The following is a 15494-nucleotide window of genomic DNA, read 5'->3' on the forward strand; positions in this document are numbered from 1 at the left end:
TGCGCTCGCAAAGCAAACAATTTGCTTTCTTTTTGACCGATAAACGCAACAAAATAAATCAAAATGTTGCGTTAAATTGGTTTTAGATAATTTGTTTAATATATTGGAGTTGTCAGGATTAAAATCTTTAATTCGCGTGTTTTGTTAGTAAATATGGAGTCTTTATCTGGTGGATTTTATTGGTGAAAACATCACCGTTGGTAACTTTCTGTTGTAGATAACAATTTCTTACATTAATTACTAATTATCTCTAAAATAGATAATGCAAACAGAGTTTTATGCTATTTGATTTTAGTTAGTCTCAGAATTATACTTATTAGGCATTTTAAACATTTTGATTTATTTTGTTGCATTACCATTTGATTTTAAATGATTTTTTATATAGATCATTGATTTTTATTTATTATTTAAAATATTTTTTATATTATTCTTATTTTTTGGTTTTATTTTTATATTTAATTTTTATTTTCCTGAATTACATGGCATTCATGAAACTAAAAACTAAAATAATTTAATTATGATTTTTTTATTTATTAAATGTCTTTATATGACACTCTAAATACGAACTGAAATGTGATTTATACGTATATATATTGATAATGTATTGTTAAATTTATGCGGTTGACTGAATACTCATATTTTGAGTATTTAAATTATGATAGTTGGTAAAAGAAGAATAAATAAAATTATTAACTAACCTTATTTTGGCGGGTTGAAAAATAACGTACTAATGGCTCTATTTAGTGGTATTCACATTAAACATTCATAAGAATACCTCAGTTTTATAAAACCAATTGGTTAAATAACTGAGGTATTCTTGGTGTTTAATTCATTTTATAATATTGAACTTTGGTTTCATGTTGACACAAGTCATTAATTTGTCTATTGATTAGACCAAATACCGCTAAAGCGTTTTTCATTACTTGCGGTATAAATTACAGTATGGGCAATATTTCGATGCCCTAAATAGTCTTGAATTAATCGGGTATCTCTACCGAGGTCAGCTAATGCATACCCACATGCATGTCTTAACATGTGCGGGTGAAGCTTGACGGGAAGTCCTGCTATCTTGCCGTATTGTTCAAATAAACGATAAATTTGATAGCGAGAGATTTGGCTCCCTTTTTGTGAGATAAACAAGCTATCTGAGCTGGACGTTTTCCAAGAGTTTCGCTCGTTCAACCACCTTTCTATTGCAGTAAACTCTTCAGGAATTATCGGTTGAACAGTGGATAAACCTCCTTTTAACCGTCTGATGTAGATTATTTTTTGTACTAAATCAATATCAGCCATTGTGATGTGAGTCAGTTCGCTAACCCTTAGACCATGTAGGAAGCTCATTAATAACAAGCAGTAGTCGCGATTGGGATATCTCCCTTGTTTGGTTGCATTTAATAGAGCGTTAACTTCTGTGCGTGTAATAAATTTACGTTTAGTCATTATGATCTCATTTATACCTCGTTACATTTCGCTATATACCGACAGTAAATTAACTAAAAATAATTAATTTTTCTAAAATTAAATATAATATGTCATAAACATGCGTGATGATACCTAAATACAAGTGATTAATCATGATGACTTTTCATACTCTCTCACCGCGTTAAAAAGTGTAAGAAAACAGAAAGAACGGAATTCTTGAAGGATAAAATTTATTTTTCTAAAACAGGTCTCACTCACTGAAATAAATTGATTTATGAGGGGATGTTGTTGCGTTGGTACTAAAGAGGAAGGGGATGTAAAGGGCATCTACGGGTAAAAATTTGCCAAACAACGCCATAAATGACGCTGTTTGGCGGTTTTAATTTACGATTATTCTTTCTTCTCTTTTTCTTCTTTTAATACTTCGCGATACCAACGAGGATGGTGTTTCCTTGCCCATCCACGCGTCACCCAGCCTTCAACCATGCTACGGATAGAGCCTTTTACCCAAAAGGCAGCATAAGCATGAACAACAACCGTAATTATCAGGGCTATTGCAGACAGTGAGTGTGCCAGTAATGCTGCTCGAATTATCGAAATTGAAAAATAATCAGCGAAATAAGGACGCCAAATAATAATTCCACTTACCGTTAGGACGATAAGGCACAGGCTGAGAACCCAATAAATCCCTTTTTGGCCAAGGTTATAATGGCCGATATCGCCAGCTTCCTCATTACGTAATACCTTGTGAATGTTTTTAGCCCAAATAAGGTCTTGCTTATCCACAAAGTTATATTTTAAATATCTAAAAAACATAAAGATAAATAAAAATGCCATGAGGCTACCGACAAAGGGATGCAGTATGCGAGATAACTGGGGCGTCCCTAAAATATTCATAAACCAGTTTAATGAGGGAAAAAAGAAACCTAATCCACTGAATGCCGTAAAGACAAAGGCAATGACGACTAACCAGTGATTAATTCGCTCAGATGCATTGTGGCGTAAAATTGTGTCGCTGTGTTTTTTCATCAGTATTGCTCCTCGTTGTGCTCAGATTGTGCAGTTTGAGAAGCAGCTTCTTGTTCTTTTCGCGCTTCTTCCTCGTCTTCTTCTGTGGTGTGGTTTGGCCCGATACCAAAATAATGGAACATTGCGCCAGCAAAAGTTGCCGCAAAGCCGACAGCTGCAAGCGGTTTCCAAATTCCTTTCCAGAATTTTACCGTTTCACTGATTTCAGGATTTTCAGGGAGACCATGGTAAAGATTGGGTTTATCTGCATGGTGAAGAACGTACATCACGTGGGTTCCGCCGACACCTTGGGGGTCATAAAGCCCTGCATTTTGGTAGCCACGGGTATTCAGTTCAGAAACACGTTCTTGAGCAAGATGTTTCATATCTTCTTTGCTACCAAAATGGATAGCACCCGTTGGGCAGGTTTTTACGCACGCAGGTTCTTGACCAACTTCAACACGATCGACACACAATGTGCATTTATAGGCGCGGTTGTCCTCTTTATTAATGCGGGGGACATCAAATGGGCAACCTGCGATACAGTAACCACACCCAATACAGTGCTCGGATTGGAAGTCGACGATACCATTGGCGTATTGAACAATAGCGCCTTCTGCAGGGCAGGCTTTTAAGCAACCTGGGTCAGCGCAGTGCATACAACCATCTTTACGAATTAGCCATTCCAATTTGCCATTTTCTTCAACTTCAGAAAACCGCATAACCGTCCAAGATTTTGCCGTTAAGTCAATAGGGTTATCATAAACACCAATATTGGTACCGACTTGATCACGAATATCGTTCCATTCAGAACAAGCCACTTGGCAGGCTTTGCAGCCAATACAGACAGTAACATCGATCAGTTTCGCGATTTCTTCTTGATGGTTGCGCACGTGTGGTGCTGGCGTGAGGTTATTCGTTGCCGAACGGCGAATAATATTTTGAGATTGCAGTGACATAATTTCTCCTTACGCCTTTTCAACATTGACTAAAAACGCTTTATATTCAGGCGTGAATGCATTTGCATCACCAACTGATGGCGTCAATGTATTGGCAAGGAAACCTTTTTGTGTTGCTCCCTCAAATCCCCAGTGGCAAGGGATCCCAATGGTTTCAACCACATTACCATTAATAGTTAATGGACGAATGCGTTTGGTGACTACGGCTTTGGCTTTAATAAAACCTCGTTTTGCACTGACTTTGACTTCATCACCTTGTTTAATGCCTTTTTGTGAGGCTAATTGTTCACCGATTTCGATAAATTGGTCGGGCTGTGCAATGGCGTTTAATAATGAGTGCTTAGTCCAATGACGGAACAGTTCAGTAATAGAGTAAGTTGTTGCTACATAAGGAAAATCTTTTGCATTTCCTAAGTGATCCGCATCATAACTGTATAAACGAGCAACAGGGTTACGCGATACTTTTGGATGCAAAATATTGTGTTCTACTGGGGATTCAAACGGTTCGTAGAACTCAGGAAATGGGCCGTCAGCCATTTTATCCACGGCGAATAAGCGACCGACACCCTCAGGTTGCATAATGAATGGCCCTACACCGCTGTTTGGTGGTGCATTACCAAAATCAGGGACATCAAAACCGCTCCATTGGGTACCATCCCACTTAATGAGTTGGCGTTTTTCATCCCAGGGTTTTCCACTTGGGTCGACGGAAGCTCGGTTATAGAGAACGCGGCGGTTTTGTGGCCATGCGAACGCCCAGCCTGGAGTACAGCCTAAGCCTGATGGGTCTGCATTATCGCGGTTCGCCATCTGGTTACCTTTTTCTGTCCAGCAACCAGAATAGACCCAGCAAAAACTGGCCGTTGAGCCATCGGATTTCAATTGGTGGAAACCATCAAGCTGTTGCCCTTTTTTGAACAATAACTTGCCCGCATCATCATAAATGTCCTGCATCGCTTGGCCATTCGCTTCTCTTGCCACTTCTTCGGGCTGTGGATCATAAGGGTCAACATAATTCCAAGAGAGGTTCATTAACGGCTCAGGGCAAACACCGCCTTCTTCTTGGTATAATTGACGAAGTCGCATCAATAAGTGCCCTAGAATTTTGCCATCATGCCAGGCTTGTGCGGGGGGACGAGCGCCAGCCCAATGCCATTGTAACCAACGACCAGAGTTTGCAATCGATCCATTTTCTTCAGCAAAACAAGAAGATGGAAGGCGGAAAACTTCTGTTTGAATATCGGGGGTGGTGACGTCGTTCATCTCGCCGTGGTTTTGCCAGAAGTTTGATGATTCGGTAACCAACGGGTCAATGATGACCAAATATTTGAGCTTCGAGAGTGCCACGCTACATTTGTTTTTATCGGGGAATGCAGCTAATGGGTTAAAACCTTGAACGATATAGCCATTCATTTTTCCTTCAACCATCATTTGGGTTTGTGCCATGATGTCATAGCTCTTATCCCATTTAGGTAGCCAGTGGTAACCCCATTCATTGGCTGCAGTGGCATTATCACCCCAAAAGCTTTTCATTAAACTAATGAAAAAATCGGGCGTTCTTTTCCAGTAATTTACTTGGTCAGGCACGATTGAGCTTGGTGTAATTTGCGATAGGTAGGTTTGCAGTGAAGCCTGTTTTTCGTTGGGTAACGGCATATAACCCGGTAGATTCAAAGAGAGTAACCCTAAATCGCTATAACCTTGGATGTTGGAGTGGCCTCGTAGTGCATTGACACCGCCACCAGGCATACCGACGTTACCCAGCAATAACTGGATCATACCTGCGGTACGAATAGTTTGGGCACCACCAGTGTGATGTGTCCACCCTAATGCATACAAAATGGTCGATGTTCTGTCTTTGCCAGAAGTAGAAGCAAGTTGTTCACAAATATAGATAAAGTCTTCAAGTGGCGTACCACATAAGGTTGTGACGACTTCAGGCGTATAGCGGGAAACGTGTTGCTTCAAGAGGTTCCAAACACAACGAGGATGTTGAAGTGTTTGATCCTTGAGCGCATGGCCATTTTCATCGGTTTCATAGTGCCAAGAGCTGCGGTCATACTGTTGTTTATCGTCATCAAAGCCGCTAAAAAGCCCATCATCAAAATGATAATCTTCACGAACAATTAATGGCGCATTAGTATAAGCTGTCACATACTCATGTTGAATTTTATTATTTTCAATAAGATAGCGAATGATACCGAGTAAAAATGCGGTATCTGAGCCCGCACGGATCGGCGAATACATATCTGCGACAGAGGCGCTGCGGTTAAAGCGTGGGTCAACAACAATGACTTTGGCATTATTTTTGATCTTGGCTTCGATAACCCATTTGAAACCGACGGGATGCGCTTCTGCTGGGTTTCCACCCATGATTAAAATGACGTTGGCGTTTTTAATATCAACCCAGTTGTTGGTCATTGCGCCGCGCCCAAATGTTGGAGCAAGCGCGGAAACGGTCGGGGCATGGCAAAGTCGGGCTTGGCAGTCGATAGCGAGCATGCCTAGTGAACGGGTGAATTTATTATCGAGAATGCCAGTTTCATTGCTCGCAGCGGATGAACATAGCATCCCTGTTGTCAGCCAGCGGTTAACTTCTTGGCCTTTTTCATTATGAGTAACGAAATTCTCATCGCGGTCTTTTTTCATTAAGCGCGCAATTTTATCTATTGCCTCATCCCATGAAATACGTTCCCATTTATCGGAGCCTGGTTTGCGATATTCTGGGTTTTTTAGGCGGTTTTCACTGTGGATATAGTCGATAAGTCCCGCCCCTTTTGGGCATAACGAGCCTCGGCTAACAGGGTGGTCAGGATCCCCTTCAATGTGATAAATACTTTTTTCTACGTTTTTGGCGCCATCACCTAAGCTGTACATCAAAATACCGCAGCCCACGGAACAATAGGTACAGTTGTTACGTGTTTCGACGGAACGTAATAGCTTATATTGGCGAGAACCTGCGAAAGATATATTTGGGGCAAAACCAAGTAGTGCAGCAGAAGTTCCTGCCATACCACCGGCACAGATTTTGAAAAAAGACCGTCGACTGACTTGCATCAGCGTCTCCTTGTTAATTGATAAGAAAGCCCAAGGCTAGGTCGTTAAAAACAACCTATCCGCGGCGAATTTCATTTTTCAATCATTCAAGACAGACCTGAGCATCATGTTCGAACTCAATGTAATGAACTACTACATAAAATGATGGGCGCTAATTATAATTACTAAAAAAAATAAATCCATAGTAACAATATGGAAACAGCTAGGCAGGAAATTGCATAACAAAAGGTGATAATACCAAAGGATAATCGAAAAATTTACGTTTTAGTGGGAAATATGACTCAGTCAGTGTTGCTGAGAAAAATATATCAATATACTCAGTTATTTTTTCAGAACTTATTGTTTTAATTCAATCATTGCACCCTCTCACAAATTTACCTCCCTAAATTCTACATAAAGGCCCTATTTGGCGTATAATCAGCAAATTGATTATTTTGTGCTATTTCATCATTATTAATCGTCATCATGTTGTTGGCCCCTACAGTACAAAGGGATTTTTCGGCGAAATTGGTCAGGTGGGATATGTTGGAATTTTTAAAAAATTACGATAATTTAACGCTCAGTGAAAAAAAGGTATTAAAATACCTGAACGATAATATTGCCGATATACCTTACTTAAATATCAATGAGTTAGTCGCAAAAACCTATGTGTCGAAAACAGTCATTATTAACTTATCGCAGAAATTAGGCTTCAGTGGTTTTAAAGAGCTTAAATTTCAAATTAATAATTATATTCTGTCCAAAAATAAAACTGAAAAAGTCACTCCCGCTTCCTACAAAAAACAACTCGAGAAAAACATTAATAAAAGTTTTACGCTGATTAATGAAGAGCAAATTAATGACTGCGCGAATATCTTACATAAATCGCGAAATATTTTTATTGTTGCGAGGGGGACCAGTAAGGCCGTAGGGTATTATCTTGAGCACTTACTCTTTGCATTAGGTCTGCACTGTTTTTTTATTAATGACTACAATTTGTCTGATTCTTTCACTCGGCTCGTCAGCAAAGATGATACGGTGATATTTATTTCACTTTCTGGCGGAACAAAAAAGATTATTGAGACCGCTAAAATTGTCCAATTAAAAGGCGCAAATATCATTAGTATGACTGCATTCAATACGAATGAATTAACCAGTTATACTGATAACACGCTTTTTTGTTTTGCAGACAGTTACGATACTAAAAGAGATGATACTAAGTCTCGTATCGGTTTTTTTATTTTAGTTGACTTACTTATCAATGAGTTAGAAAACCTACTTTAGACGAATTTCTTAATTTACTCTTCTTATATTACCGCCTTTTTATTGTTGTTTTTAACAATAATGCCGTTTCAAAATGACCTAGGTCATAAATTATGACCTAAGATAATTTTTAAAACCAGGACATCATTTCTTTTATAAAACCCCCAAGCTAGTATGCCTTTAATTCTAATAATAGAAGTCATAAGGAAAAAGTATGGCCAGAAGAAAGTTTGGTGAATCTATCCAACGCTTTGGGAGAACATTACTCCTTCCGATTGGTGTGCTTGCACCTATCGGTATGATATTGGGTATCAGCGGTGCGTTAGTGCAAACGTATATGATTGCACGCTTTCCTTTCCTCGGAAATGAAACCGTTAACGCATTATTAGTTAGCATTCGTTCTATTGCAGGGGTGATTTTCGATAATATCCCATTGTTGTTTGCGATGGGGGTCGCTTATGGGATGAGCCAGAGAGATAAGGGGATTGCCGTCTTCGCGTCGGTAGTCGGTTATTTATCCTTGATCATTACCATGAATATTTGGTTGGTGCTCACCGGCAAGCTCGCAGATGCAGCGATCATGAGCCAAGTGGGGCAGATTAAAGTCCTTGGCATACAAACTCTGAATATTAGTGCGGCAGGGGGGATCATTACGGGTTTAATTGCCTCTTGGGCGACTGACAAGTTCTATAACCTTGAGCTTCCTACCGCGTTTGCCTTCTTCTCGGGGAAAAAATCGGTATCCATTATCATGATTGGTTTAATGATCATGGTTGGGGCGTTATTACCGTTTATCTGGGAAGTTTTAGTCCAAGGGTTAATGAAGTTATCTGCTGTATTCTTGAGCCCTGTCGGCCCATTCTTTACGGCAGGTGGTGAACGTTTATTTATTCCGTTTGGCTTACACCATGTCTGGAACGTGTTATTCCGTTTCACTGAAGCGGGCGGTACCTATGTTATTGATGGACAAACTTTTGTGGGTGTTGTCCCTGCGTTAACTGAAGTGTTATTTAAACAAGGCCCTAACAGCGAATATTGGGCGATGATGCCAAGTTTGACTCGCTTTATGGCGCAACAACAAATGTTAGTAACACTGTTCTTATTCCCTGCGATTGCGCTGGCAATTTACAGAACATCGAAGAAAGAAAACCGTGCAGAAGTGAAGTCGATGTTGGTGACAATGGTACTGACCGCGATGCTGGGGAACGTAACAGAACCGCTCGAGTTTACCTTCGTATTTATTGCGCCACTGCTGTATCTCATTTACGCGATTATCGTGGGTATCGGTGCAGTATTACTTTCTTTCGCGGGTGTTGCTATTGGTTATATTCGTGGAACGGTATTCGACTTCACGATATTTGGATTGCTATACGAGCATACCAACTGGATATTCTTAGTCATCATTGGTAGCTGCTTAGCCGTCGTCACTTACTTTATTTTCTACTGGGCGATTATCAAATTTGATATCAAAACGCCAGGGCGTGAAGAATCCAGCAATCTGAAAAATACTTTAATTAAAGAAAAACGTTATGGTGAAATTGCAGAAATTTTAATCCAAGCGTTAGGTGGCAAACAAAATATTCGTAACGTAGATAACTGTATTACTCGTATGCGTATTGATGTTGGCGAAGTGAATCAAATTGATAAAGATTTAATGTTGGAATCAGGATGTACCGCATTCTTCTTTCCATCGGCAAACCATGTCCATGTCGTTTATGGGCCGAAGGTTGAATTCGTTCGCAATGCTGTTGATGAAGCAATGAAGAAATAAAGAAGGGATACGAAATGAGAGCATTATACGATTCTAAAAGTAAAACAATTGATGATCGAGGTATTAAAGCGCTTTTATCTGATGAAGCGAAATATACAACTTGGTTAATGTTTGAATCTATGTTGGCTCAAGCACAAGCGGAGCAGGGGTTTATTCCCCAATCCGCAGCTGATGAAATTAAAGAAAAGGCGATTATTGAGAATATTGATTTCGAAGAAATGAGCCGTATTTATCAAAAAATCGGCCATGGCTTCGTGCCTTTTCTGAAAGTATTAGTGAATGCCTGTTCAGAAGAGAGTGGAAAATATATCCACTACGGTATTACCACACAGAATATTCAGCAGAGTTCCCAGTTGTATATGATGAAAACAGTACACAACAAGTTTATGTTGTTACTGAGTGAAATCATTGAAAACCTTTCTGGTTTAGCAGAAAGAACTAAGCACATGGTAATGCCAGGCAGAACCCATGGACGCCATGCGATCCCGATTACTTATGGCTATAAAGTGTCGGTGTGGATAAGCGATTTCATTGATTGTTATCAGCGCATGAAAGAGTGTGAAAAGCGCGTATTCACCATCATGATGGGCGGTGCGGTTGGTGCTTTTAACTCGATGCCAGGTATCGGTTTAGAAGTACAAAAACGCGTCGCCGAGCTAACAGGCATGCATGCGATGGAAGTGCCATCGAGAAACCTAAGCACCCATAAATTAGAATATATGGCGAATTTAGCGCTGATGGCGAATATCTGCCATAAAATTGGTGAGGAAGTCTACAGCACCACATTGGAAGAAATTGCTGAGGTTTCTGAAGGGTTTACGAAGGGCACCGTAGGCAGTAGTACGATGCCACACAAGATTAACCCGAAATTAGCAAAAGGCATTATTGCGAATTCACAGAAACTGTATTCTTTGCCAAGCGTGGGGATGTACTCAGCGGTACGCCCTTATGAAGGTGATAGCAGTTCTTATATGTTATTCGATGGCTTAATTGAAGAAGCGTTAGAATTAACGACAGAAATCTTATTAAGAACCGAAGAGCTTTCAAGAACGCTGGTTCCTCATGAAGATAGAATGCTGCATAACGTATTGAGAAATAAAGGGTTAGATAACACTGAGTACGTAATGATGAAAATGGCAGAAAAACTAGGGAAAGATAAAGCCCATGAGCTGCTATATGAAGAAGCGATTAAGACCGCAGCAGATGGCGAGGATTTCTATACTAACCTCACCAAAAACAGTGTGATTTCCGCTGCTTTTAGCAATGATGAAATTAAAGCGATGCTAGACCCGCGTTCTTATATTGGTTTGTCTGTTGAGATAGCAGAAAAAGAAGCAAAACGTGGCTTAGCGATTTCGCAAGAAATTAAAAAAAGCTATCAATAGCAATTATTAAAAAATGATAAAAGAGCGACCTATTTATTAGGTCGTTTTTTTTGATAAGCAATAATAGCGTATAACTGATTATATTTTTTAAAGTTGTACTAATTGATGAGTTTTTCATTTAATGCTTTTTTATTTATACATAGATACGACATCTCCTCTGTTGAGTTGTCATTTTTGCTCTCTTAAATAAAGGTGAAAATTATTTATGTCTAAACAATATCGCTTTATTGCTAAAGCTGTTGATTTTCTATTACCCAGCCTTAAAAATGCGGAACCAGATAAAAGTGCGATTTATATATATGCGACAGGCTCTTTTGAACATGAAGAGGAAGTGAGGAAAATTCGATTTTTTCTCAGTGGGTTAGCGGTGAATTCAGCGCCGTTTACAGCGCTACTCGCCTTTGTTTTTGGTTCAAAAGAGGCTGATGCGAAAACAGGGTTTACGCCACCAACCCAGCTAGTTTTTACCTGTACAGAGAATGAGCTGAATGCAGGTGCTTTTGATATTGTCTCTTTAGGTTTAGAGTCAGAAGGACTTTGGTAAAAATTATCGCTAGGAAAATAACGGGGTATTTGTTAGGCAAAAATGCCGTTTACTCCCTCTTTTGCCTAATTATTTTTCAAATGCTTTTTTAATTGAAAAAGTGCTTGTTGTCTTATTTCATTACGCTGTAAAAACCGAAAAATTGCAGCCATTTTTGTTGGTTCTAATCTGTTTTGTTGAATTCGTTTTTCAAGCACTTTAAGCACTCTCATCTTCGATCCTTGATGCGCAAATTGTTTCTGTAAAATAAACAGATTTATCCAAACGCCATGTCGAGATGCAAAAAATTCCAGTGTTGATTCATAAGGTTGCTCATTTTTACGTGCAAGTAATAAGCCGCTCAATAAACGGTGCATCATCTGGGTATTCGACGGCTTGTTCCCTTGAATTAGTGTGGTGATCCCTTGTTTAAATTGCTGTTCTGAAAGATAAATTAATTGCTGGTAACGTTTTTTAGGATTGGTAGGAAAAATCCATGCAAAAGCCGCCATGGCAATTAATGGGCCAGAGACTACCGCAATGGCATTACCCACATTTTGCGCCAGTGAAAGGGAAAAAGGATAGCTGGGTTGTAGCAATATCAGTGAAACCATAATGTAGTCAAATGCGATTAGGGCTAATTTATTGTGTGAATAAATCACAACGCCACTAATGATGACTGGAGTAATCAGCAATGCCATTTGCCATGATGATGAGGCGAAAGGCCATAAATACCAAGTGCAAATTAATGCGGCAATCGCACCAAAAAATTGCCCCGTAAAGATGTATTTCATAAATCTTGCAGGGTAATCAATGGAGGCAAACAAGGCGAGCATAACTGATAGCCCCAGTGTTAAGTAAGCCAAGGCTTGCCATTGTGTCCATAACCATAAAAAGCCAACCGCTATAATGGCGATAAAAGAACGTGCAAAAGCATGCCAAGCAGAAATTTTATTTTGATGGAGTTTTAGCTTGTCATGCTGACTCGGGCGTTTGGTTGATTTTCCGAGAGCCGCATAATAAAGAGGGATTAAGAGCAATTTTAGTACGCCATTTGGGCATAAAGACAAAAGATGTTTCCATTGTCTATCCGTAGGCTCTTGCGATGGAAAATAGAAAGGTGGCATCGATTGAAATTGTTCTAAATGTAGCAATATCTGGCTTTGGAAAATAAGCTTCTGTCGAGCTTTGGCGACTTGTTTGCGGTGGTAGCGCCAGCCAATACGGTTTGCTTCTAAAATCTCTTCATAGCTCGCCATTGTTTGCCAAAGTTGGTCAATATCCTGTTGCTTTATCGGACGTTTTTGTTCCAAAGCCTGATGCAAAATTGGATAAAACTGTGTATCGACTTGATTTTTAAGGGCAATGACGGGCTCTTGTTCTCGCTTCGGGGTAAATAAAAAGTTAAACACCACCGCCGAAAGTACTCCAACGAGGATTGTCCACAGTCTATCCCAAGCCACCATAAATAAGCTATCGGTACTATGGACACTCAACATACTGACCATGACCGCAGAGTAACCCGCCAAAAAGGTACCATAGGCGACAAAGCCTTTTTGCAGCTGACCGATACCGCTACACGTTCCTAACCATATTGCTAATCCCACAATAAATAACAAAGGGTTAATGAGATGCAGTTGAATTAATATCACACCAGCTAGCACACCAATGACGGTGCCGGCAAAACGCCACCAACTTTTTTCGAGTAAATTTTCTCGCCAAGGTTGTGCTGAAGCCCAGACCGTCATGGCTGCCCATTGTGGATGAACTAATCCCATATATTGAGCAATAAAAAGTGCAGCGACAGAAGCGCAAGCGGTAATAAAGGCAAAACGAAAGCGTATAGGATTAAACCCTAAGCGAAGCAGTAAATTTGTATTATGTGGCATAGATTATCGGTGAGTTTGGCGTGTTAAAAGGGTTGATAGTTGATAAAATCAACTAAAGGCAGTGTGATTATCGACTAATTAGTTGATAAAATCAACTAACGAGGGATTTATGCGTACAGAACAGGCACGGGTGTTTGGGGTGATTAGCCGAGCAGCCCACCATTATATGAAATGGATGGGTGAGCCTTATGGGATCAATGCCATTGAGTGTTTAATGATTTTACATATTCATCAATATGATGCCTTGACACTCGAACAAATTTCGAAGGCGATGGTGGTGGATAAGTCAGTGACAACACGAGGGGTTGGTAAGTTCTTGGAAAAAGGCTGGATAGTCAAAACCCACAGTCAAACAGATAAACGGGCTTACCATATATCGTTGACACCCTATGGTCACACTATTGTGGGTGAATTAAATGATAAATTAGATAAGTGGAATGATTACTTAGCCACTGGTTTATCTGAAGGCGAAGCGCAGCAATTATTTGCCTCTTTAGAAAGCTTGGCAAAGAGGGCGGTAGAAAGTTCGGTAACGGATTTTCCTTTGATATGTGAAGGAAAAATGACGTGAGATGACATAAAAAAGCCAGTTGGGTTTAGCAACTGGCTGAGTATTTAAATTGAGTTATTATTTAAATACTGGGCGTATGTGGGCTGCGGTTCATCCCTTCCCAGTAAAACTCTAGTTCGTTGGTTGCTGATTTATCACCGAATTTCAAATGAGTCTGTAATTTTCCAGTTCCATAATGGTCACGCCAACATGCACTCATCACTGAATATGTTCGTGAAGTGCTGTCAAATTTATAGCGGTCGCTTTTGGTAATCTGATATTGATTATTAAAACTAAAGGTATCAACATTGCTCTTTACCTTTTCAACAGAATGATGAATAGTCAAGGGAACGAGTAGCTGCTTGTTACCTAGACTGACTTTGGTGATAGGCTGGATCATAAAATGTCTATCACTGTCAGTCCAGAAACGTGCGCATTCATTCTTTTTATCATCAACACCATCATCGGTGACTATATAGCGTGGTTGATAATCAGTTTGTATAGAACCAATTTTGCTTGGGTCAGTATACTCGACTTGTGTATCATGATTTTAGCTTAATAGACCCCTTTATTCGTAGCCAGTTCTCGGACATCCGAAATGGTAATGGCGTTATTATTGCTATTCCATTGTACTGTTTTACCTGTTACTGGATTATCCCATTGGTCTTTTAGCTCAAAGGTAGCAGTTGCCTGCTCCTGCCCATTAGCAACAATAGTTTGCGGTTTGATTACCAGAATACTATTTTGTGCTTTTGCCGCGGAGGCAATAAAGTGAATTGTGGTTTCTTCTGTTGCGTTATTGAGTAATTGTGCAGTTACCTTGGTGTCCCCAGATGTATAACCTGACAATTCGGCCTGTGCCTGACCTCGGTGATTAGTCTGTGTGGTGCAGGCTACCCTGTGTGAAAAATAACTTTTCCTTTGTTTCATAAATGGGATGTAATACATCGATTTGAGAGTTGCTAAGTGAAAAATCTTTATCTGCTTCAAGGCGAATTTGCGCGTTACCAGTTCGATTTAACCACTGCGCAATAGAATCATTTGCTGTTGACATAGCGATATTGCGAGCTAGATTTTCAGCTGAATCTACACTGGGTTTGTTTGATAGAAATCGACCTGCTTGTGAGGTTAGTTGGGCGAATTTTATTTCTTTAGGGGTTGGTGTTGCCGTCGGCTTGTGCTGTTTTGGGTTATCCCACTGAATTGTGGGCAGGGGAGCCATTGGGATATCTAATTCTTCACCTGGTTTTAATTGCTCAAATGAATGGGCAAAGGTACGAAACTGATTTAATTTTCGTAGTGAATCAACGGACATATTATATTTTTTGGCGACAGAGCTCGTGCTTTCGCCCTCTTTTAAGATATAAGGCTGAGTTTGACGGTCGTTCAATATGGCTGTATTTGGCAATAATTTGTGATTATGGCTATTTGCACTATTAGCCATAATGGGGGTGAAGGTACATGCCAATGGGAAACTAATTTGGGTAATAATATTTAACCAAGTTATTATTTTATAGTTTTTGGGAATAGGATCCCGTGATCCGGTTTTCATTAAATAGCTCCGAATAGAATAAATAAAAGATATGCTTAAGGTATATTTCAATGGAAAGGTCTAGGGACTTATTTCCGCTAATATAATATTAATAGAGTGATGTTTAATTTATTTTATTGCTTTATTTGGTAGAGTA

At 39.7% G+C, this 15494-nt stretch carries 13 protein-coding genes; 5 read left to right on the forward strand and 8 right to left on the reverse strand.

Translation table 11 applies throughout. The features are described 5' to 3' along the window. Positions 1 to 882 precede the first annotated feature (882 nt). The 4 genes from KDJ85_RS12920 to fdnG form a co-directional block, all read right to left on the reverse strand. Complete coding sequence (locus KDJ85_RS12920) at positions 883 to 1440, reverse strand: tyrosine-type DNA invertase (RefSeq protein ID WP_225820015.1); 558 nt, start codon at positions 1438 to 1440, stop codon at positions 883 to 885. Between the two features lie 372 nt (positions 1441 to 1812). Next, positions 1813 to 2454, reverse strand: a complete 642-nt coding sequence (fdoI, locus tag KDJ85_RS12925; RefSeq protein ID WP_225820187.1) for a formate dehydrogenase cytochrome b556 subunit — start codon at positions 2452 to 2454, stop codon at positions 1813 to 1815. Beyond that, entirely contained in the window at positions 2451 to 3389 is a 939-nt protein-coding gene (gene fdxH, locus KDJ85_RS12930) for a formate dehydrogenase subunit beta (protein WP_225820016.1), read from the reverse strand. The genes fdoI and fdxH overlap by 4 nt, the downstream gene beginning before the upstream one ends. 9 nt (positions 3390 to 3398) lie before the next feature. Beyond that, a complete protein-coding gene (gene fdnG / locus KDJ85_RS12935) occupies positions 3399 to 6446 on the reverse strand; it encodes a formate dehydrogenase-N subunit alpha (RefSeq protein WP_225820017.1) in 3048 nt (1015 codons plus the stop codon). A 522-nt stretch (positions 6447 to 6968) separates the two neighbouring features. Here fdnG and KDJ85_RS12940 point away from each other — a divergent pair. The 4 genes from KDJ85_RS12940 to KDJ85_RS12955 all read left to right on the forward strand — a co-directional run bounded on the left by KDJ85_RS12940 (position 6969) and on the right by KDJ85_RS12955 (position 11388). Then, a complete protein-coding gene (locus KDJ85_RS12940) occupies positions 6969 to 7709 on the forward strand; it encodes a MurR/RpiR family transcriptional regulator (RefSeq protein WP_225820018.1) in 741 nt (246 codons plus the stop codon). 193 nt (positions 7710 to 7902) lie between these two features. Further along, positions 7903 to 9459: a PTS transporter subunit EIIC gene (locus tag KDJ85_RS12945; protein WP_219245279.1), complete on the forward strand. Its 1557-nt coding sequence runs from the start codon at positions 7903 to 7905 to the stop codon at positions 9457 to 9459. Positions 9460 to 9473: 14 nt separating this feature from the next. Further along, a complete protein-coding gene (locus KDJ85_RS12950) occupies positions 9474 to 10844 on the forward strand; it encodes a class-II fumarase/aspartase family protein (protein WP_225820019.1) in 1371 nt (456 codons plus the stop codon). Positions 10845 to 11049: 205 nt separating this feature from the next. Then, positions 11050 to 11388 carry a hypothetical protein gene (locus KDJ85_RS12955; RefSeq protein WP_225820020.1) on the forward strand — a complete coding sequence of 113 codons (339 nt, stop codon included), beginning with the start codon at positions 11050 to 11052 and terminating at the stop codon, positions 11386 to 11388. 65 nt (positions 11389 to 11453) lie between these two features. Here KDJ85_RS12955 and KDJ85_RS12960 read toward each other — a convergent pair whose 3' ends face one another. Beyond that, positions 11454 to 13256, reverse strand: coding sequence for an FUSC family protein (locus tag KDJ85_RS12960; RefSeq protein WP_225820021.1), 1803 nt, complete (start codon positions 13254 to 13256; stop codon positions 11454 to 11456). Positions 13257 to 13365: 109 nt separating this feature from the next. Here KDJ85_RS12960 and KDJ85_RS12965 point away from each other — a divergent pair, with 109 nt between their 5' ends. After that, the gene (locus KDJ85_RS12965) at positions 13366 to 13827 is read left to right on the forward strand and encodes a MarR family winged helix-turn-helix transcriptional regulator (protein ID WP_225820022.1); all 462 of its coding nucleotides are present in this window, start codon (positions 13366 to 13368) and stop codon (positions 13825 to 13827) included. Between the two features lie 61 nt (positions 13828 to 13888). Here KDJ85_RS12965 and KDJ85_RS12970 read toward each other — a convergent pair whose 3' ends face one another. The 3 genes from KDJ85_RS12970 to KDJ85_RS12980 form a co-directional block, all read right to left on the reverse strand. Then, the gene (locus KDJ85_RS12970) at positions 13889 to 14206 is read right to left on the reverse strand and encodes a hypothetical protein (protein ID WP_225820023.1); all 318 of its coding nucleotides are present in this window, start codon (positions 14204 to 14206) and stop codon (positions 13889 to 13891) included. Positions 14207 to 14361: 155 nt separating this feature from the next. Then, the gene (locus KDJ85_RS12975; RefSeq protein WP_225820024.1) at positions 14362 to 14655 is read right to left on the reverse strand and encodes an Ig-like domain-containing protein; all 294 of its coding nucleotides are present in this window, start codon (positions 14653 to 14655) and stop codon (positions 14362 to 14364) included. A gap of 25 nt (positions 14656 to 14680) precedes the next feature. Next, a complete protein-coding gene (locus KDJ85_RS12980; RefSeq protein ID WP_225820025.1) occupies positions 14681 to 15358 on the reverse strand; it encodes an inverse autotransporter beta domain-containing protein in 678 nt (225 codons plus the stop codon). Positions 15359 to 15494: the final 136 nt, after the last annotated feature.

The sequence above is a fragment of the Providencia vermicola genome, from assembly GCF_020381325.1.
In the GTDB taxonomy this organism is placed as follows: domain Bacteria; phylum Pseudomonadota; class Gammaproteobacteria; order Enterobacterales; family Enterobacteriaceae; genus Providencia; species Providencia vermicola.